General features: G+C 68.8%; 11 protein-coding genes. 8 read left to right on the top strand and 3 right to left on the bottom strand.

Annotated elements, in window-relative coordinates; all coding sequences use genetic code 11:
* Nucleotides 1-221: 221 nt before the first annotated feature.
* Together KVT44_RS04335 and KVT44_RS04330 are read right to left on the bottom strand one after the other, a co-directional pair.
* Nucleotides 222-3,890: a S8 family serine peptidase gene (locus tag KVT44_RS04335; RefSeq protein WP_217566156.1), complete on the bottom strand. Its 3,669-nt coding sequence runs from the start codon at nt 3,888-3,890 to the stop codon at nt 222-224.
* A gap of 70 nt (nt 3,891-3,960) precedes the next feature.
* A complete protein-coding gene (locus KVT44_RS04330) occupies nt 3,961-4,437 on the bottom strand; it encodes a hypothetical protein (RefSeq protein WP_217566155.1) in 477 nt (158 codons plus the stop codon).
* Nucleotides 4,438-4,473: 36 nt separating this feature from the next.
* Between KVT44_RS04330 and KVT44_RS04325 the strand changes: the two genes are divergently transcribed.
* From KVT44_RS04325 to KVT44_RS04305, 5 genes are all read left to right on the top strand, one after another.
* On the top strand, nt 4,474-5,160 hold the full coding sequence (locus KVT44_RS04325; RefSeq protein WP_217566154.1) for a response regulator transcription factor: 687 nt from the start codon (nt 4,474-4,476) through the stop codon (nt 5,158-5,160).
* Entirely contained in the window at nt 5,157-6,707 is a 1,551-nt protein-coding gene (locus KVT44_RS04320; RefSeq protein WP_217566153.1) for a cell wall metabolism sensor histidine kinase WalK, read from the top strand. The genes KVT44_RS04325 and KVT44_RS04320 overlap by 4 nt, the downstream gene beginning before the upstream one ends.
* Before the next feature lie 327 nt (nt 6,708-7,034).
* On the top strand, nt 7,035-7,226 hold the full coding sequence (locus tag KVT44_RS59950) for a hypothetical protein (protein WP_302832029.1): 192 nt from the start codon (nt 7,035-7,037) through the stop codon (nt 7,224-7,226).
* 258 nt (nt 7,227-7,484) lie between these two features.
* On the top strand, nt 7,485-8,570 hold the full coding sequence (locus tag KVT44_RS04310) for a lytic polysaccharide monooxygenase (RefSeq protein ID WP_254648928.1): 1,086 nt from the start codon (nt 7,485-7,487) through the stop codon (nt 8,568-8,570).
* Between the two features lie 374 nt (nt 8,571-8,944).
* Nucleotides 8,945-12,235: a GH92 family glycosyl hydrolase gene (locus tag KVT44_RS04305; RefSeq protein ID WP_217566152.1), complete on the top strand. Its 3,291-nt coding sequence runs from the start codon at nt 8,945-8,947 to the stop codon at nt 12,233-12,235.
* A gap of 68 nt (nt 12,236-12,303) precedes the next feature.
* Here the strand turns inward: KVT44_RS04305 and KVT44_RS04300 are convergent, their stop codons facing one another.
* On the bottom strand, nt 12,304-16,065 hold the full coding sequence (locus KVT44_RS04300) for a GH92 family glycosyl hydrolase (protein WP_254648927.1): 3,762 nt from the start codon (nt 16,063-16,065) through the stop codon (nt 12,304-12,306).
* 550 nt (nt 16,066-16,615) lie between these two features.
* Between KVT44_RS04300 and ngcE the strand changes: the two genes are divergently transcribed.
* The 3 genes from ngcE to KVT44_RS04285 are packed head-to-tail and all read left to right on the top strand — an operon-like array spanning nt 16,616 to nt 19,972.
* Complete coding sequence (gene ngcE / locus KVT44_RS04295) at nt 16,616-18,067, top strand: N-acetylglucosamine/diacetylchitobiose ABC transporter substrate-binding protein (RefSeq protein WP_217566150.1); 1,452 nt, start codon at nt 16,616-16,618, stop codon at nt 18,065-18,067.
* A 59-nt stretch (nt 18,068-18,126) separates the two neighbouring features.
* Nucleotides 18,127-19,050, top strand: a complete 924-nt coding sequence (locus KVT44_RS04290) for a carbohydrate ABC transporter permease (protein ID WP_054234021.1) — start codon at nt 18,127-18,129, stop codon at nt 19,048-19,050.
* A gap of 1 nt (nt 19,051) precedes the next feature.
* Nucleotides 19,052-19,972 carry a carbohydrate ABC transporter permease gene (locus KVT44_RS04285; RefSeq protein WP_217566149.1) on the top strand — a complete coding sequence of 307 codons (921 nt, stop codon included), beginning with the start codon at nt 19,052-19,054 and terminating at the stop codon, nt 19,970-19,972.
* The last annotated feature ends 407 nt before the right edge of the window (nt 19,973-20,379 follow it).

The following is a 20,379-nucleotide window of genomic DNA, read 5'->3' as shown; positions in this document are numbered from 1 at the left end:
GCCGGGGGAGAAGAGGCTCAAGGGATTCCTGTGGCCGGGCAGTGCCAATGCCCTCTTCGGTCACGGGAGTTGGCGAACAGGGCGCCGCTCGGACGGCTGCGGCACCAGCAGTCGCGCGTCCGACAAAGGCGTCCGGCGAAGGCGAAGACCCCCACCGCGAACCAGGGGCTCGCGGCAGGGGTCCATCGCGTCAGGCCTGTTGCACCGGTGTGAGCGGTGGTCTACTTCAGGCCATAGGCCCGCAGCACGGTCTGGTCGATCCGGTTTCCGGCACTGTCGGAGGCCAGCACCCGCAGTGACACGAACTCCGCTCCCTTCGGGTGCTTGATCTCCGCCCGGCCGTGGCGGACCTTCACCTCCTTCCAGGACGCGCCGTCGTCGTACGACACCCAGGCCTTCAGCGAACCGGCCTTGACGCTCCCCGCCTGGTCCCGGACGGAGAGTCCGAGCTTCGTCTTCTTCTTGGCCTCGGCGCGGTTGAGCAGATCGAGCCCGTGCAGGTCGTAGTCGACGGAGAGCACCGGCAGCGCCGTCTGCGTGGTCGTGTGCGCCGAGGCGAAGGACCACTCGGTGTGCGTGCTGGTCGAGTACCGCGCCCAGTCGGCCCTGCGCTGGGCATCGAGCACGAAGCGGTACGAGGTCTGTGCCGCCGGGACGGTGAAGACGCCGTACCCGCCGATGAGCGAGTCGCCGACCAGCTGTCCGTCCGCGTACAGCTTGCCCTTCGCGGTGTCCTGCGTGCCGTCCACGTATCCGTAGTGGCCGATGGTGGAGTCACCGAACTCTGGTACAGACATGGTGAGTTGGTCACCGGTGCGCTCCGATGGGCCGTACTCTTCGCTGCTCACCGGGCGGACGACCTGGCGCAGCCAGTCCTCGGCGGGTTCCGTACCCGCCTTGTCGAAGGTCCGCAGCGGACTCCACTGGCCCTTGCTCGCCCGCCAGTCGGGGTAGACGACATGCCAGGTGCGGGTGTCCGGGTCGACGTTGTAGTACTCGGTGCGCGAGGTGCCGAGCTGCATGTACTGGCCGCTGTCGACGCCGAAGAGCTGATAGGGACGGAACGTGTACGCGGTGTCGAGGCCCATCCCGCTGGCCTGGGAGCCGTAGTAACGGGCCGTCCGCTTCACGGTGTTGGAGCTGTCGACCTTGTACGTCTGGTTCGCGGAGATGGCACCCTTCTGCGCGAACAGCACGTTGTAGACGTACGGACTGACCGGCGTTCCGCCCAGCTTCAGTGTGACCTTCTTGCCGGTCCGTAGCAGGCTGGTGAGCTTGGCGCCCTCCTCGCCGGTGGCGATCATGAGGGGCACGGTGGTCGCGTGGTCCACGGCTTCGAACCAGAAGCCGGGTGCCTTGCGGTAGGTGATGAGATAACCGGCCCCGGCCGCGGTCGCGTTGGCCAGGGCGGCATCCGACCGCTCGGTCGCGCCGAGCCCGACCACCGCCACCCTGCCCTTGACGTCGAGCCCCGCGAAGTCGGCCGCCGTGCCGCCGCCCGCGTCCACCGCCTGCACGGTGTGGCTACCGCTGATCTTCGTCGGGAAGTCGTTGTACGTCTGCGAGTAGTACATCGACAGCGGAAGCTTCTCCGGGCCGACGACACTCGCGGTCAACTCCTTCGCGTACAGGCGGAACTTGGAATAGAACTCGAAGCTTCCCTGCGTCACCGGCTTGGTCGGCGCCACATAGACGTGTCTGGTCCACCAGCCCTGGCTGTACGACATCCCGAAGGAACTGCCCGGCCCTTCGCGGTGCCAGGAGGTGGTGAAGCCCTTGGACTCGGAGTCCTCCTTCGTCCTCGGCTTGATCTCCACCGCCTTGCGGGCGTCGAGGGTGATCGTGGTGTCCCCGTCGACCTTGATCTCGGGGTCGCCGACGACCGAGGTCCCGACGGCCGAGCCGCCCTCGTCGCGGTCGTAGATCCAGGAGCCGATGGAGTACGTGCCGGCCGGGACCTGCCAGGTGTGGGTGGCCGTCAGAAATCCGTAGTTGTTGGAGATCGCGCCGTTCAGTTCCTGCATGGTGTACAGCGCGGACCCGGTGATCGGCTGTCCGTCGCGGCCGATCAGGTTCACCTTCAGCTCGAACGCCTTCGGAGCCTTCTCGAAGCCGACTCCCGTGGTGACCACAACGCCGTCGCCGCTCGCCGTGACGTGACCCGAGTACCGGCCCTGGCCCTCCTTCGTGGGGTCGACGGAGACCGGGACGGTGGCGGTGCCGTGCGCGGGCACGGTGACGGAACCGGTGCCGGGCGCGGCCTCGGCCAGGGTCGAGGCGAGCTTCAACTCCACCGCCTTGTCGGTGGTGTTGGTGTACGTGATGTCCTTGCTGTCGATGCCGGCGGCATCGTCGTCGTACGTGCCGAAGCTCAACGTCGAGGTCCCGAAGACGCCCTGCTCGACCGCCCGGACCGCGTCGACCCGGCCGTCGCCCTGCTGGTAGACGTCGGCGTCCGGCTGGGTCTTGGCGGTGCTGGCGAGATCCGCCTTGATCTGCTCGCCCGTCCAGTCCGGATGGGCCTGTGCCACCAGCGCCGCCGTGCCCGCCACGTGCGGGGTCGCCATCGACGTACCGCTCGCGGTGGTGTAGTAGTCGTCGACCGGCGTGCCCATGGAGGAGCCGGAGGCGCGGGCCGCGGTGATGTTCACGCCCGGGGCGGTGATCTCCGGCTTGACCGCCGAGTCACCCAGGCGCGGGCCACGGCTGGAGAAGGACGCCAGGTGGTCCGACTTGTCCACCGCGCCGACCGTGAGCGCGGAGTCCGCGATGCCCGGCGTGCCGACGGTCTCGTCGGAGGGGCCGGCGTTGCCCGCCGCGATGACGAACAGGGTTCCGGTGGACGCCGAGAGCCGGTCCACCGTCTCGCTCAGCGGATCCGAGGGACCGGACGCCGTACCGCCCAGGGACATGGAGACGATCTTCGCGCCGGAGTGGGCGGCCCACTCCATGCCCGCGATGATCCACGACTCCTGGCCGTGTCCGGTGTCGTCGAGGACCTTGCCCACCGCCAGTTCCGCGCCCGGCGCCACGCCCTTGTACCGGCCGCCGGAGGCCGCGCCCGAGCCGACGAGGGTGGAGGCCACGTGCGTTCCATGGCCGAATCCGTCCTGTATCCCTTCGCCGGGTACGAAGCTCTCGGACTCCGCGATCCTGCCCGCGAGGTCAGGGTGTCCGGTGTCCACGCCGGTGTCCAGGACGGCGATCTCGACGCCCTCGCCGTCGAAGCCGGCCTTCCACACGTCGGGGGCGCCGATCTGCGGGACGCTGACGTCGAGGGATGCCGAGACCTTGGCGTCCAGCCACAGCTTGTCGAGGCCGTCGCCGAGCTGCCGGGCGGCCTTCGCGGTGGGGGAGGTGCCGGGGGCCGGGGCGATGTCCGCCCAGAACGTGGTCGACGCGGTCGATTTCCGCGCGCTCAGCGCGGCGCCGCCGATACCGGGCAGGGCGCGCGTCCGGCGTGCGCCCTCGGGGGTCTCGGCGCCCTTCGCGTAGGTGGCGATCAGCGGGATGGCGCCGGTCTTCTCGTCGGCGTATCCCTGCTCGACGAGTTGGCTGACGTTGAAGAGGGCCGGGTCGAGGCGGCCGGCCTGGACGAGCGGGATCGCATCGTCGGGTGTGACGCTGACCTCGCCCTTCTGCTCGGTGGTCACGAAGTTGACGCCTTCACGGCCCTTGCCGCGCCGGACGTCGACGGCGTACTTCCCGTCCGCGCCGCCGGTGAGGGAGACCGTGTCTCCGGTGATGAGGGTGACGGTCCGGGTACTGCCCTGCGCCGCGCCCGGTGGGGCGATCGACGAGGGGGTCGGGGCCGCTGCCGAGGGCGCGACCGCACCCGCGAGCAGAGCGGCGGCGCCTGCCATGGCCCAGAGGGCGTGGAGTCTTCGCATCTGTGGGCTTTCCTCCCCTTGAGAGACCTGGTGAGGTCTGGACCAGCGTGCGGGCCGAGCGTGAAGGGGCTCAAGGGATTCCTGTGGCCGGGCCGTGCCAATGCCCCCTTCGGCCAAGGGGGTTGAGAACCAACGGTTCCACCCGCGAGGCCCTTCGCACGGCTGCGGCAAAGTCGGAACACAGGGTTCTCCCAGCGAACCGGGACAGGATCGTCATATGTCTGGCACCCGAAGCGAACGTCTCCACGCCACACCCGCCCCCGGCGACCCCGTCCGTGGCGAACGTCCCGGTGGCCACCGCGTCCCCGGTGAGCGTGTCCTCGGCAACGGCGCCCGCGTGCGCGACGAGCGTGACGGGGGCGAGCGCCTCCGTGTCGGCCGTGACGGCGGCGAGTTCGTCCACGGGGCCCGCGTGCGCGGCGAACGTGACGGCGGCGACCGCCTCCGCGGCGAGCGTGACGGCGGCGACCGCCCCCGTGTCGGACGTGACGGTGGCGATTACCTCCGCGCGGACCGCCTCCGTGGCGAGCGGACCCGTGGGGACCACCCCCGCGGCGAGCGAACCCGTGGGGACCGTGTCCGCGTGCTGATCGTCGACGACGAACCCGCACTCACCGAACTGCTGTCCGTGGCCGTCACCGAGGCGGGCTGGCGGCCCTACCCGGTCGCCGACGGGCACAGCGCCCTGCGCGCCGCCCGCGGCTGCGCCCCGCACGCGGTCGTGCTCGACGGGATGCTGCCCGACCTCGACGGCATCCAGGTACTGCGCAGGCTGCGGTACGAGAATCCGAGACTGCCCGTCCTCATGCTGACCGCGCGCGACGCGCTGGAGCACCGCATCGACGGCCTGTCCTCGGGCGCCGACGACTACGTGACCAAGCCCTTCTCCCTGGAGGAGGTCGTCCTGCGGCTGCGCGGACTGCTGCGCAGGGCCGGCGCCGAACCGCTCCGGGCCGACGACTCCGTCCTGGTGCTCGGTGATCTCGTCCTGAGCGAGGAGACCCGCGAAGTGCGCCGCGACGGTACGCCGATCCAGCTCACCGCCAAGGAGTTCGACCTGCTCGGCCTGCTGCTCGGCCACCCGCGTCAGGTGCTGAGCAAGGCCCAGATCCTCGACCACGTGTGGAGCAGCTCCTTCGACGGCGGTGGCAACCTCGTCGAGGTCTACATTTCCAGCCTGCGCCGGAAGATCGACAAGGGGCGGCCGCCGATGATCCACACCGTGCGCGGCGTGGGATACGCGATCCGCCCGGTGGAGGACGGGAGATGAACCTCCGACGGACCCGGCTCCCCGGACGCTCCCGACCCACGGCGCGGGCCGGACGTTCGCTGCGCACGCGGCTGCTGCTCTTCATCAGCGCCACCCTCGTCGCCGTCTGCGCCGCGATGGCCCTCACCACCGTCTTCGCCCAACGCTCCTACCTGCTCGGCAACCTGGACCAGCGCGTCACCGACGCCGCCGAGCGCAGCCAGGGCGGCCTCCAGCGCCGCAGCGGCGACGACACGGACCTGGGGTTCCTCAACGAACGGGGACAGGCCGTCGGCACGCTCGCCGCCCGGTTCGACGAGGACGGGGACATCCTCGCCGCCGAGGTCGTCACCCACGACGGCGGCCAGCAGACCCTCACCGCCGTCCAGCGCGCCGCCCTCGACGGCATCACCACCGACGGCTCCCTGCACACCCGTACCGTCCCGGGCCTCGGCAGCTACCGTGTGACCGCCCTCGGCGGCGACGGCGTCCCCGTGCTCACCGGGCTCCCCATGGGCGACGTACAGGACATGATCGGCTGGCTGGTCGCGGTCGAGGGCGTGGTGGCCGCCGTCGGCCTCACCGCCGCGGGCTGCGTCTGCGCGGTCGTCATACGGCGTCAACTGCGCCCCCTCGGACGGGTCGCCGCCACCGCCGTCGAGGTCTCCCGCTCCCCGCTGGGCCACGGCGAGGTCACCGCCCTGACCCGCGTCCCCGAACGCGACACCGACCCCGGCAGCGAGGCCGGCCAGGTCGGTGCCGCCCTCAACCGCATGATCGACCACGTGGAGTCCTCGCTCGCCGAACGCCAGCGCGGCGAGGAGGAGATGCGCCGCAGCGAGGAACGCATGCGCCGCTTCCTCGCCGACGCCAGTCATGAACTCCGTACACCTCTCGCCTCCATCGCCGGATACGCGGAACTGATGAACCGCGGCACCGAGCGGATCGAACCGGCCCTGGCCTGGCGCCGGGTCTCCGCCGAGTCGGCCCGGATGACCGGCCTCGTCGAGGACCTGCTGCTGCTCGCCCGGCTGGACGAGGGCCGGCCGCTGCACGCGGCCGAGGTGGACCTCGCGGCACTGGTCGCCGAGGCGGTGTGGGACGCGCGGGCCGCCGGGGACACCCACAACTGGCAGCTGGCGCTGCTGCTGGACACCCCGGCCCTGGTCGTCGGCGACGAGGCACGACTGCACCAGGTGGTGGCCAACCTGTTGGCCAACGCCCGTGTGCATACGCCTGTTGGTACGACCGTGGTCGCCTCGGTGGAGGCCACGGACGCGTCCTGCACGATCCGCGTGCGCGACGACGGCCCCGGTATCCCGCAGCACCTGCTCCCGTCCGTCTTCGAACGCTTCACCCGAGGCGACGCCTCGCGCTCCCGCGGCAACCCGACTGAGGGCGGCTCCGGCCTCGGACTCGCCATCGCCGAGGCGGTCACCGCCGCCCACGGCGGTCGCATCCGCGTGGAGAGCGCCCCGGGTCGTACGGAGTTCACGCTCGAACTGCCCCCGGCCGACAGCGCCAGGACCCCGGACCCGGCGCCCACTCCGGCGCCCGCGTCGGCCTGAAGCCAGACCGCCCTTGGCGCCGCCCCTCGGCGACCTGTGTTGCCTGAGCGGCCTGTGCGTGAGTCATGAAGGTCAACGAAATTGTTGACACTCCCTTCGGTGGCGACATACGTTCGCAAGTGCTGGATCAGGCATCAGGTCAAGGTGTGCGCCAAGCGCGGGTGACGGAACAGCGGCCCGCCCCGGCGCCCGGAAGGGAGCGGTTCGTTGTCGTCGACCAGGCCCTCCCTCCGTTGCACTCCAGGTTCGCCTCAGGCTGCTCCCCCGGAGTCGTGTGCGCCCAGCCGTCCGTCCCGGACGTGCCCACGGCGAAGGGATCCGGCGACGATGACCGAGCTCGACACCGGGGGCACCGGGGAGCGCGCGGCAATGGAGCCGCAGTCGGAGACGGGCAGTTCGGGGCGGGGCAGCGGCGCGACCCAGAAGCACGTCCACTCCATCATCCGCACGCCCAACGGCAACGACTACGGGAGGGAGCTTCTGCGACAGCACTATCTGACGTCATCCCACCATCGGTGACGTGACCGACTCAGGTGGTTTCTCAGTCATAGGAAAATCGGTACCTGAGTGGTTTCTCCGTCATGGCGAGGGCCGCACCCGTTGTCAGGGGGTGCGGCCCTCGTGCGTGAAGCGCTTACACGTGAAGCGTTTACAGAGGTGGTTGTGCGCGCTAACGTCCGCATGAGGTGGGAGCGCTCCCATGCGGCGGACCGGAACCCGCCGGGAGTTGCTCCCGCCTCACCTCACATTCCCGCGACATCGAGCGAAGGGTTCGTCATGCCCGAAGCTGTCATGAACGTGACAAGGTCTCGATTATCTCGGCCTTCCCGCCGCCGCTCCCTCCTCCTCGTCCTCCTCGCCCTCCTCACCGTCGTCCCCGCCCTCGGCCTGGTCGTCACGACCGGCGGAAAGGCGGCGGCGCACGGCACCCCGATGAAGCCCGGCAGTCGCACCTTCCTGTGCTGGCGGGACGGGCTGACCGACACCGGTGAGATCAAGCCCGTGAACCCGGCCTGCAAGGCGGCCCAGCAGGTGAGCGGCACCACGCCGTTCTACAACTGGTTCTCGGTGCTCCGCTCGGACGGCGCGGGCCGCACCCGCGGCTTCGTCCCCGACGGGGAGCTGTGCAGCGGCGGCAACCCCAACTTCACCGGCTTCAACCTGCCCCGGAGCGACTGGCCGCTCACCCATCTCACCTCGGGTGCCACGGTCGACTTCTCGTACAACGCCTGGGCCGCGCACCCGGGTTGGTTCTACGTCTACGTCACCAAGGACGGTTTCGACCCGACCAGGGCGCTCACCTGGAACGACATGGAGGACCAGCCGTTCCTGACCGTCGACCACCCGCCGCTCAACGGCAGCCCGGGCACGGTCGAGGCCAACTACTCGTGGACCGGACAGCTCCCCGCGAGCAAGTCGGGCCGCCACATCATCTACATGGTCTGGCAGCGCTCGGACAGCGCGGAGACCTTCTACTCCTGCTCGGACGTCGTCTTCGACGGCGGCAACGGCGAGGTGACGGGCGTTCACGACCCCGGCAACCCCACCGAACCCCCGCCCGGCGTCTGCTCCGCGACCCGTCGGACGACCAACAGCTGGAACGGCGGCTACCAGTCGGAGGTGACCGTCACCAACACCGGAGACGTGCCGATGCTCGGCTGGATGGTGGACTGGACCTTGCCGGGCGGGCAGTCGGTCGTCAGCCTCTGGAACGGCAACGCGACCTACAGCGGCCAGGACGTGATGGTGCACAACGCCGACTGGAACGGTGCGCTGGATCCCGGGAAGAGCGCGACCTTCGGGTACGTCGTCTCGGGCTCCGGCGGTGATCCCGCGACCGCGCTTCCCTGTCGGGTCGGTTGACCGGCTCTGGGCGGACCGGGTGGGTGGTGTGGAACTCACCCGGTCCGCGAGCCCGGGCGGGCGAGGGGGGTGCTGCCCGGGTGGGGGTCCCCCTGCTCGAGCGCAGTCGAGAGCTTGGGGGAACGTGGCTTGTGACGATCGAGGCGTGCGACAACGTTGTCTGATGGTCTGTACATGACTCTACCGCCTCAACCGACAACGATGTCAAGCGAGTTGAGGGACCACTGGGGGGCGCGTTGCGCCATAGGGGTGTGCGCCGAGCGTGCCTGTGGGGCCGCACGCGGTCTTCCGTGGTACCCGTGGCGCACGTTACTGTCCCTGCGGCTTGTGCGACCTGTGGTGCGCGACCCGTCCGAAGGAGGAGGGGCCGCGTCATGCGTTTCCGTCCGTCATCCGTCCTGCTCGCCGTCGCCCTGGCGGCCGCCGGGATCACCCCCACCGTCACCCCCGCGGCGGCCGCCACGGCCGCCACGGCCGCACCCGACCTCGTCCCGGACCCCACCACCTACGTCGACCCGCTCATCGGCACCAAGAACGGCGGCAACGTCTTCCCCGGCGCCGTCGTCCCCTTCGGCATGCTCTCCTGGAGTCCCGAGAACACCCGCGGCGACGCCACCCGTACGGCCGCGCCCGGCGGTTACCAGTACGACGCCACCCGCATCAGGGGCTTCAGCCTCACCCACATGTCCGGCACGGGCTGCGCGGGCGGCAGCGGCGACATCCCCTTCTTCCCGTACGCCGGTGAGGTCACGTCCTCCCCGGCGAGCGACACCAAGGACGCGGTGTACGCGGCCGACTTCGCGCACACCGACGAGACCGCGGAGCCCGGCCACTACAAGGTCGGCCTCGCCTCCGGCGTCACCGCCGACCTCACCGCGACCGCGCGCACCGGCTCGGGCCGCTTCACCTTCCCCGCCGACAAACCCGCCTCGCTCCTGGTGCGCAGTGCCAACTCCGAGGTCGGGTCGACCGATTCGACCCTGAAGATCGACCCGGCGACCCGTACGGTCTCCGGGTCCGTCACCTCCGGGAACTTCTGCGGCTACCTCGACCCCGAGGGCCAACGCGCCTACTACACGCTCTACTTCACCGCCCGATTCGACCGCGACTTCAAGTCGACCGGCACCTGGCAGGACGACAGGCTGAGCCCGGGGTCCACGGAGGCGAGCGGCGGCAGCGGCGGCTTCGCGAGCGGCGGCCGTCCCGTCGCGGGCAAGGGCGCGGGCGGCTATGTGGAGTTCGAGCCCGGCGCTGACCCCGTGAACGTCAAGGTCGGCATCTCGTACGTCAGCCAGGCGGGCGCCGCCGCCAACCTCGCGGCCGAGAACCCGCCGTCCCGCTCCTTCGCCTCGGTCCAGGACGCCGCCCACCGGGCCTGGCGCGACCAGCTCGGCGCGATCAGGGTCGGCGGCGGCAGCGACAGCGACCGCACCACCTTCTACACCGCGCTCTACCACGCCCTCCTGCACCCGAACGTCATCAGTGACGCCGACCGCAGATACCGGGGCCCCGACGACAAGGTCCATGTCGTCGGCCGCGGCCACCGGGCCCAGTACGGCACCTTCTCCGGCTGGGACGTCTACCGCTCCCAGGTCCAGCTGCTGACCCTGCTCAGCCCGGACACCGGCTCCGACATCGCGCAGTCGCTGCTCGAACTCGCCCGGCAGAACGGCGGCGTCTGGGACCGCTGGCTGCACGGCGCGAGCGGCACCCACGTCATGAACGGCGACCCGTCCCCGACCGCGCTCGCCGGCATCCGGGCCTTCGGCGGCACCGACTTCGACCTGCGCGGCGCGCTGGACTCGCTGGTCAAGGCGGCGACCGTGCCCACCGAGGGCGACCTGTCCTCCTCGGGCAAGCCGGTCCTGTCCGTCGGGCAGCGGCCGTCGCTCGACAAGTACCTCAAGCAGCACTACATGCCGTCCGTGTCCAACGCCTGGGGCGGCGCCGCCGAGACCCTCGAGATGTCCGGCGCGGACTTCGCCCTCTCCCAGCTCGCCACGGCGGCGGGGAAGAAGCAGACGGCCGCCGACTTCGCCCAGCGCTCCCAGTGGTGGCAGAACAACTTCAACATCGCGGCCGACCCGAGCGGTGGCTACATCGCGGGCCGCAAGGCGGACGGCAGCTGGGTCACCGGCTTCACCCCGGCGACCGGCAACGGATTCGTGGAGGGTACGGCCGCCCAGTACACCTGGATGGTGCAGCACAACCCGGCCGGGCTCTTCGCCGCGATGGGCGGCCGGGACAAGGCACTCGACCGCCTCGACACCTTCTTCCACAACGCCGACGGCAGCTGGGCCCTCACGGGCAACGGCGGCGACAAGTCCGAGCTGGACAACGAGCCCTCGATCAACGTGCCCTACCTGTACGCCTACGCGGGCGCGCCCTACAGGACGCAGGAGACCGTCCGCGCCGCGATGACGGGGTTGTGGTCGACCCAGCCGGGCGGCATCCCCGGGAACGACGACCTGGGGGAGATGTCGTCCTGGTACGTCTTCTCCGCGCTCGGCATGTATCCACAGGTCCCCTCCCGCGCCGAACTCGTCCTCGCCTCACCACTGTTCACGCGGGTGGAGATCAACCGGCCCGGCGGCAACGACATCGAGATCCGCGCGAACGGCGCCGCCGCCGACGCCCCGTACGTGCAGTCGCTGAAGGTCGACGGCCGTACCAGCGACCGCCCTTGGCTCCCCGCCTCCTTCGTCCGGGACGGCGGCACGCTCGACTACACCCTCTCCGGCACCCCGAACCGCACCTGGGGCAGTGACCCGGCGGCCGCCCCGCCGTCCTTCCGCGAGGGCGAGCAGCCGTACCAGATCGGTGTCGGCCCGACCACGGCGACGCTCGCACCCGGCGGCAGCACGAAGCTCGACATCCGTGCCCTCGCGCTGAGCGGCGGCACCGGTCCCGAGGTCCGCTTCACGGTGGACACCCCGGCCGGCGTGACCGCGACCCCCGCCGAGGGCACCGTGACCGACGGCGCCCAGGAGATCACCCTGTCCGCCGGTGACACCGCCCAGCAGGGCTTCTACGACGTCAAGGTCACCGTGACGTCGGCCGCGACCTCGTACGAGCAGCCGGTGGCCCTGACCGTCGCGGCGCCCGGCTCCCTCCTGGCCGCCTACAACAACACCGGTGTCTCCGACGACACCGGCGACCACGACGAGGCCGACTACGACGGCGGCGGCTGGAGCTACTCCCGTCAGGCCCTCGCCGCCGCCGGCCTGACCCCCGGCACCCAGGGCACCGTGGACGGCCTCACGTACACCTGGCCCGGCTCTCCCACCGGCCGTCCCGACAACGCCTCGGCGACCGCCCAGACCATCGAACTCGCCCACCCGGCCGACCGGTTGTCCTTCATCGGCAGCGCGGTCAACGGCAACCAGCAGACCCACGCGACCGTCACCTACACCGACGGCAGCACGGACTCCGTCGACCTCTCCTTCACCGACTGGACCGTCGGCGGCGGAGGCGGCACCGTCCAGTACGGCAACGAGACCGTCGCCAGGACCGCGTACCGCAATGTCGCGGGCGCCGACAAGGACCCGGTGGCCACGTACGTCTTCGCCACCAAGCCCTTCCAGGCCCCGTCCGGCAAGACCGTCAAGAGCGTGCGGCTGCCGGACAACGCGGATCTGCACGTGTTCACCGTCGCGGTGAGCTGAGACCCCGGCCGCACAACAGGGCGGGCGCGGAGAGTGATCTCCGCGCCCGCCCCGCCCGTATGAGGGTGTCAGCCCAGCAGTTCCACCTCCGCGAGCGTCGCCTCGCTGTCGAGGACCAGGCGGTAGTGCGCGTACGAGCCCGGATGCGCGACCGAGAACACCCGGGTCTGCTTGTCCCAGGTGAAGGACTCGCCGGAGCGCCTGTCGAGGTCGGTCCACGTGGTGCCGTCGGAGGAGCCCTGCAGGACCCAGCCCCCCGGGGCCAAGGCGCGGTCCGCGGACGAGGTCAGGGTGTACTGGACCCCCTTGGCCGCGGTGGACGTCGGCAGGTCGACCGAGGTGACCGTGGCGTCCGTCGCCGAGGTGTTGTCGAAGAGCGCGCCGTCACCCTTGAGGACGTCCGCGCGGGGCGCGGGCACCTTGTCGTCCTGGGTGATCGACGCGGGCGCCGCGTCCTTGCCCGTGCCCCACGACGACGGCTTGGAGCCCATGTCGAACTCCAGCACGCCACCACGGGAGATGAGCGAGTGGGGAAGCGAAGTCGACGTCCAGCGCTGGCCGTTGAACTTCACGCCCTGCACGTACACGTTCTTCGCGCTGTTCTTCGGCGCCTTGACGACCAGGTCCTTGCCGTTCTCCAGGTGCACGGTCGCCTTGGTGAACAGCGGGGAGCCGATGGCGTATTCGCCGCTGCCCATCACCAGCGGGTAGAAGCCGAGCGAGGAGAAGAGGTACCAGGCGGACTGCTCGCTGTTGTCCTCGTCACCGTGGTAGCCCTGCCCGATCTCACTGCCGGTGTAGAGGCGGGAGAGGACCTCGCGGACGTTCTTCTGCGTCTTCCAGGGCTGACCCGCCGCGTCGTACATGTAGTTCACGTGGTGGGCCACCTGGTTGGAGTGCCCGTACATGCCCATCCGTACGTCACGTGCCTCGGTCATCTCATGGATGACCCCGCCGTAGGAGCCCACGAAGTCCGGCGAGGCCGTCTCGGGGGTGGCGAAGTACGCGTCGAGCTTCTGGGCCAGCCCGCTCCGGCCGCCGTACAGGTTGGCGAGGCCCCGTGAGTCCTGCGGCGCGGTGAAGGCGTACCCCCAGCCGTTCGTCTCGGTGTAGTCGTAGCCCCACACACGCGGGTCGTACTTCGAGGAGTCGAGGCGCCAGTTGCCCTGCGCGTCGCGGCCCTGGAAGAACCCGGCCTTCGAGTCGAAGAGGTTCACATAGTCCTGGGCCCGGTTGAGGAAGTACGCGGACTCCTCCTTGTAGCGCTTCTTGCCGGTCTTCTTGTAGAGGGCCTGGCCCATCTCGGCGATGCCGTAGTCGTTGACGTATCCCTCCATCGCCCACGAGAGGCCCTCGCCGGTGGCGGTGCTGGTGTAGCCGAGGAAGGGGGATGTCGACATGCCCTTGCGGCCCACGCCGGAGGCCGGCGGGACGACGGTCGCGTTCTTCAGGGCGGCGTCGTAGGCCGCCTCCGCGTCGAAGTCCACGCCCTTGACGTACGCGTCCGCGAACGCCACGTCTGAGGAGGTGCCGGTCATCAGGTCCGCGTACCCGGGGGAGGACCAGCGCGAGGTCCAGCCACCGTCCTTGTACTGCTGCACGAACCCGTCGACCATCTCGCCCGCCTGAGAGGGCGTCAGGAACGAGTACGCCGGCCAGGTCGTCCGATAGGTGTCCCAGAAGCCGTTGTTGACGTACACCTTGCCGTCGACGATCTTCGCGCCGGTGTGGGTGGGGGTGTCGGGGCCGGGCATGGCGGAGAACGGCGAGGCGTACTGGTACTTCGAACCGACCTTCTCGAAGCCGGAGTTGGGGTACAGGTACAGCCGGTACATGCTGGAGTACAGCGTGGTCAGCTGGTCCGGCGTCGCGCCCTCGACCTCGACCTTGCCGAACAGCCTGTCCCACGTCTTGCGCGCCCGCTCCTTGACGGTCCCGAACGACGTGCCGTCGGGGATCTCCTGGCGCAGGTTGTCCTTGGCCTGGTCGATGCTGATGAGGGAGGTCGCCAGGCGCAGGGTGACCGTGTGGTCGGCGCCGGGCTTGAACTTCAGGTACCCCTTGACGCCGGACGAGCCGCCGTCCGTCACCGGCGCGTCGAACACCCCGTAGACGAAGAGCCGGGTCGCACCCGTCGACAGCCCGGACTTCACGTCCGAGTACCCGGTGACGATCCCGTTGTCCTTGTCCAGCGTGAGGCCCGCCTGCTCGGTCACGTTGTCGAAGAGCACGCTCGCGTCCTCACCCGGATAGGTGAAGCGCAGGGCCGCGGCATGGTCGGTGGGCGCCATCTCCGCCTTGAGACCGTTCTCGAAGGTCACCCCGTAGTAGTACGGGCGCGCGGTCTCGTTCTCGTGACGGAAGGCGAGCGCGCGGGCGGTGCGGCCGGTGTCCGGGGTGCCCGAGGCGGCCGAGGGCATCACCTGGAAGGTCTGCCGGTCACCCATCCAGGGGCTCGGCTCGTGGCTCGCGCTGAACGCCTCGATGGTCGGCAGGTTGTCCGCGTTGTTCGCGCGCGCGTAGTCGTACAGCCAGCTCAGCGAGCCCGCGTTGGTCACCGGCGTCCAGAAGTTGAAGCCGTGGGGGAGGGCCGTCGCCGGGAAGTTGTTGCCGCGCGAGAAGCCCCCGCTGGAGTTGGTGCCGCGGGTCGTCAGCGCGTAGTCGGCCAGATGCGCCTTGGGCTTCTCGGGAGCCACGGTCTTCAGCGCCACGTCGTCCAGCCAGCCGCGGAACTTCGCCGGGCCCTGGGGGGAGTCGTACGCGAGGAGTATCCGGTCGACGGTCTTCCCGGCCGCGACCGAACCGATCCGCGAGGCGACGTTGTTCCACTGGTTGACGTACAGCACCTTGGCCGCGCCCTGGCCCTGCGGCGTCAGCGCGAACCCGTGCTGGTCGACCGCGTTCAGATCACTCAGATATGTGCCGTCCGTGAACGCCAGGTCCACCGACACGTTCGTGGCGTCGTAGTCCCGGTCGCCGTCCGCCATCGAGGGGAAGATCCGGTACGACAGCTCGGTGTCGCGCCCGACGCCCACGTTCACGTCGAAGACCTTGTTGTACGAGTACGCCCGGCCGTCCGCCTTGTGCGTACCGGCGTAGCGCAGGGCCCGCTTGCCCGTGAAGCCCGCGCCGGCCTTCGCGGTGGGGGAGCCGCTCGGGCCCCGGTCCACCAGCGAGAGCATGTCCTTGGGCGTCGGGTCGTCGCTCTGCCCCGTGGAGAACTGGACATCGGCGAGCTGGAGGATGTCGCCGCCGTTGTTCTTGGTGACGTCGAGCCGGAAGTGCTGGTACTCGACGGGGCTCGCGATGTCGTACGACTTCGTCTGGAACCGCTCGCCGAAGGACTCGCCGGAACGGGTGTCGAGGCTCTTCCAGTCCTTGCCGTCCGTGGAGCCCTGGAGGGTCCAGTCCTGGGGGTCGCGCTCGTCGTGGTCGTTGGCCGACGTCAGCGCGTACGTGACCACCTTGACCGGGGCGTCGAAGTCGAACTCCGCCCAGCCGGTCGGCTCGAAGGTCAGCCACTTGGTGCTCGACTCGTCGTCGACGAGGTTCTCCTTCACCTCGCCGCCGCCGGTGTTCTCGCCGCTCGCCCTGACGTCCGTGACGTGGTCGGTGACATTGCCGGGGATGCCGCTGCTGTAGCCGCCGTCGACACCCGACGCGCGCTTTGCACCGTCTGCTCCGGTGTCCACCGTGTTGAGCCAGGTCGGTGCCGGATCGCCTGATTCGAACGAGGAGGCGAACTCGCGATCGGCGGACGCCGTTTGGGCCGGAAGGGCAATCGCGGTGCCCTGCGAGGCCGCTATCAGAGAAAGCGCTACCACCCCCATTATCGTTGAGGAACCCCACCTGAGCCGAGCCGAAGAACTCCGTCTGTACCGAGCTCTGTGCTGCATGCGCGAGCACCCTCCCTGGCCCTGGACAACGTTGTCAGATTTGCTGCGCAAGGACCAGTAGGGAGTCAAGTTGTCAGTGGTGTCAAGGGTGTTGGATGTGGCGTCCGGGATGAATATCGTGCGACGAGCTGCGCATTACTCCCATGGTGGGAGATTGGTGCCCTGTCGATCTTCCCCCGGGGAAGTCGCGGACGCCCCATATTTCCGCGAGGTCTCAACTCGGAAAAGACCCGCGGGTAAACCCGCTTTCGATCTTGCTCCGCTGACGGGAAGTGGACTATACCTGTCGGCACCCGCCCAGCCGTTCGACGGCCGCGGGCAGGCACGTCCCGGGGGGAATCGGACGTCGGCGGCCAGTGTGACGGGCAGGGATCGCCGCGTTGACCGACTGAATCCCTCACGCACGACCCCAGCTTGACCTAACCGCGGTGCCGGGGAGGATCCGGTTCACCGCCTGAGTCCTGGAGAAGGCGAGGACTTGAGCATGGGATCCACTTCCGCCGAGAACAGCAACACCGAGGGTGTCGGCCGCCGTGACCTGATCAAGCGGTCCGCGGCACTCGGCCTGATTTCCGTACCGACGATGAGCTTTTTGTCCGCTTGTGCGAGCAGCGACAGCGGTTCCGGTGACAAGGCCAAGGCCGGCAAGAAGACCACGAAGAACCCGCTGGGCGTCAACGAGACGGCCCCGCTCGCCGTCGTCATCTTCGATGGCGGATTCGGTACGAAGTACGCGACCGACGCCAACGCCCAGTACAAGACGGCCTACCCGAAGGCCAAGGTCAACTTCCATGCGACCCAGAAGATCCAGTCCGAACTGCAGCCCAAGTTCAACGGCGGCACCCCGCCGGACCTGATCGACAACTCCGGCGCCCAGCAGATGGACATGGGCGTGCTCGTCGGCAAGAAGCAGGTCACCGACCTGACCCCGCTCCTCGACGCGCCGTCCATCGACGACCCGTCGAAGAAGGTCCGCGACACGCTGCGCCCCGGCATCGTGGAGATGGGCCAGTTCGACGGCGCGCCGGTCTGGATCATGTACTACGCGTACACCGTCTACGGCGTCTGGTACTCGCAGACCGCCCTCGACAAGCTCGACGCGACGTACCCCGAGACCTGGGACGCGATGCTCGCGCTGTGCGAGAAGGCGAAGAAGAAGGGCATCGCCGGCTGGACGTACGCGGGCAAGTACCCGTACTACCTGCCGTTCTCGCTCTACCCCTTCATCGCCAAGATCGGCGGCCGGGAGGTTCTCGACAAGATCGACAACCTGGAGCCCAACGCCTGGAAGGACCCGGCCGTCAAGTCGGCGTTCGAGGCGTACTACGAGCTCTACAAGAAGGGTTACATCCTCCAGGGCACCCCGGGCATCGACCACATCCAGTCGCAGACCGCCTGGGCCAAGGGCAAGGCGCTCTTCATCCCGAACGGCTCCTGGGTGGAGAACGAGTCCGCGAACGTCATCCCGAAGGACTTCAACCTGGCCGTCAGTGGCCCGACCGGCCTGGACAGCTCCGACAAGATGCCGTTCGGCACCATCTGGGCCTCCGGCGGCGAGCCCTTCATCGTGCCGGCCAAGGCGAACAACCCCGAGGGAGGCATGGAGCAGCTGCGCATCATGCTCAGCGAGGCCTCGTCGAAGAACTTCACCAGCCAGGTGAAGTCGCTGACCGCCTACAACGGCGGTACCGACGGCATCACGCTGACCCCGGGCCTCAAGTCCGGTGTCGCGGCCCTGGAGAAGGCCGGGACCAACGTGGTCAACCCGCGGCTCCAGGACTGGTACGTGAAGCTTCAGAAGGAGCAGATCGGTGTCGCCGGTCTCGGCGAGATGATGGCAGGGCGGCTGACCCCGGCCGAGGCCATCAAGAAGATCCAGGGCTACGCGGACGCGGCGGCCAAGGACCAGTCCATCAAGCACTACAAGCACCAGTAGCGGCGCGTGTCCACGCGTCGCCGGCGGTGGCATCCGCGATTCGATCGGGGTCGGTAACCATGCAACACGGCAAGTACCGGTTCATCGTGGGGTTCTTGGTGGCCCCCTTGGCGTTGTACGCGATCTTCGTGATCTGGCCCTTCGTCCAGGCCATCTACTACTCGTTCACGGACTGGACCGGTCTGAGCCCCGACTTCAAGATGGTCGGTTTCGCCAACTACACCAGAATGCTGCACGACGACATCTTCTGGAAGTCGTTGCAGCACAGTCTGTTGTTCGCTTTGCTGCTGCCGCTGGTGACGCTGGGCCTCGCGCTCTTCTTCGCCTTCATGCTCAATGTCGGTGGGCGGCGCCGAAAAGGCGCCGCCATCACCGGAGTGCGCGGTTCGGGTTTCTACAAAATCGCCTACTTCTTCCCGCAGGTGCTGTCGATCGCGATCGTCTCCCTGCTTTTCCAATTCGCCTACAACCCCAACGACGGGGTGATCAACGGGACGTTGAAGGCCATCGGCCTCGGCAGTGTCCAGCCGGACTGGCTGGGCGACCCGAACCTCGCCCTGTGGTGTGTGATGGCGGTGCTGCTGTGGAGCACGGTCGGGTTCTTCGTCGTGCTGTTCTCGGCGGGCATGGCGTCGATTCCGAAGGACTTCTACGAGGCCGCACTGCTCGACGGCGCGAGCCGCGCCACCACCTTCTTCAAGATCACCCTTCCGCTGCTCTGGGACACCGTGCAGTCGGGATGGGTGTACATGGGGATCCTGGCGCTCGGCGCCGAGGCGTTCGCCGCCGTGCAGATCATGACCGTGGGTCCCGGCGGCCCCGACTACTCGACCACGGTCCTTCCGCTGTACGTGTACCAATCGGCGTTCCGTGACGCGAACGCCGCCTACGCCACCACGATCGGTGTCGCGCTGCTCATCGTCACGCTGCTGTTCGCGGCGATCGTGATGCGAGTGGGCCGGCGCGAGCGGTTGGAGTTCTAGCATGAAGACCACTGACACCCCGCCGCCCGTGGAACCGGTCGAGGACCGTCCTCAGGTGGCCAAGGAGAAGGCGCCGCCAGAAAAGGCGAAGAGCAGCGAGGGCGGCGTCCTCAACGCCTTCTCGCACGGCATTCTCATCATCTGGGCGATCATGGTCGTACTGCCCCTGCTGTGGGCGGTGATGACGTCCTTCAAGGACGACGACTCCATTTTCAGCTCGCCCTGGTCGCTGCCGGACAAACTGCACTTCGACAACTGGTCGCGCGCGTGGTCGCAGGCCCACATGAGCGACTACTTCGGCAACACGCTCATCGTGGTGGGATTCTCGCTGATCGGTACGCTCGCGCTCGGCTCGATGGCGGCGTACGTCCTCGCCCGATTCGAGTTCCCGGGCAACCGCTTCATTTACTTCCTCTTCGTCGGAGGAATGAGTTTCCCGATCATGCTGGCCCTGGTGCCGTTGTTCTACGTCCTGAACAACATGAGTCTGCTGAACACGCTGCCGGGTCTGATCCTCGTCTACATCGCCTACTCGCTGCCGTTCACGGTCTTCTTCCTGACCTCGTTCTTCAGGACGCTGCCGACCTCGATCGCCGAGGCGGCGTTCGTCGACGGTGCCTCGCACACCAGGACCTTCTTCCAGATCATGCTGCCGATGGCCAAGCCGGGTCTGGTCAGCGTCGGGATCTTCAACTTCCTGGGCCAGTGGAACCAGTACATGCTCCCCACCGTGCTGAACACCGACCCCGACAAGAAGGTCCTCTCCCAGGGTCTCGTCGAGCTGGCGACCAGCCAGGGCTACAAGGGCGACTGGTCGGGCCTCTTCGCGGGCCTGGTGATGGCCATGCTCCCGGTGCTGGCCGCGTACATCATCTTCCAGCGACAGGTGGTCCAGGGGCTGACGGCGGGGGCTCTCAAGTAGGCCGAGCGAGGTGACGGCCAAATCCGTCGAACACCGAGAACTCAGCGGGGTACGTAATCCCTTCCGAAGGCGCGGAGGGGATTACGCGTACCCGGTTCCGAACATTCGGTCCCGCACATTCAGTACCGCACATTCGGTTCCACATATTCGGTCCCGCCCACTCGGTCCCGTCCGCTGGGTTCCGCATTCCCCGGTCCCCCGAAAACGGCCCCGCCCGCCCGGAGGGGTTCCGCGGGAGCCCATGCCCGACGGGGCGGCGTCGTGGTCTTGATCTTGTACGGCGGAGGCGGCGACAACTTGTAATCAGTCGGGGTGTGACCTGGGCCATAGAAGGATCTACGGCCCGGTCTGTCCCGCACATGTGTGCTCATCCGCGCCGGATGCAGCTCAACCTCTTGACGGGAGGT

It is taken from the genome of Streptomyces sp. GbtcB7 (assembly GCF_019091445.1).
In the GTDB taxonomy this organism is placed as follows: Bacteria; Actinomycetota; Actinomycetes; order Streptomycetales; family Streptomycetaceae; genus Streptomyces; species Streptomyces mirabilis.
The sequence above is the reverse complement of the archived record's forward strand: the minus strand, read 5'-3'. Positions and strand labels throughout refer to the sequence as shown.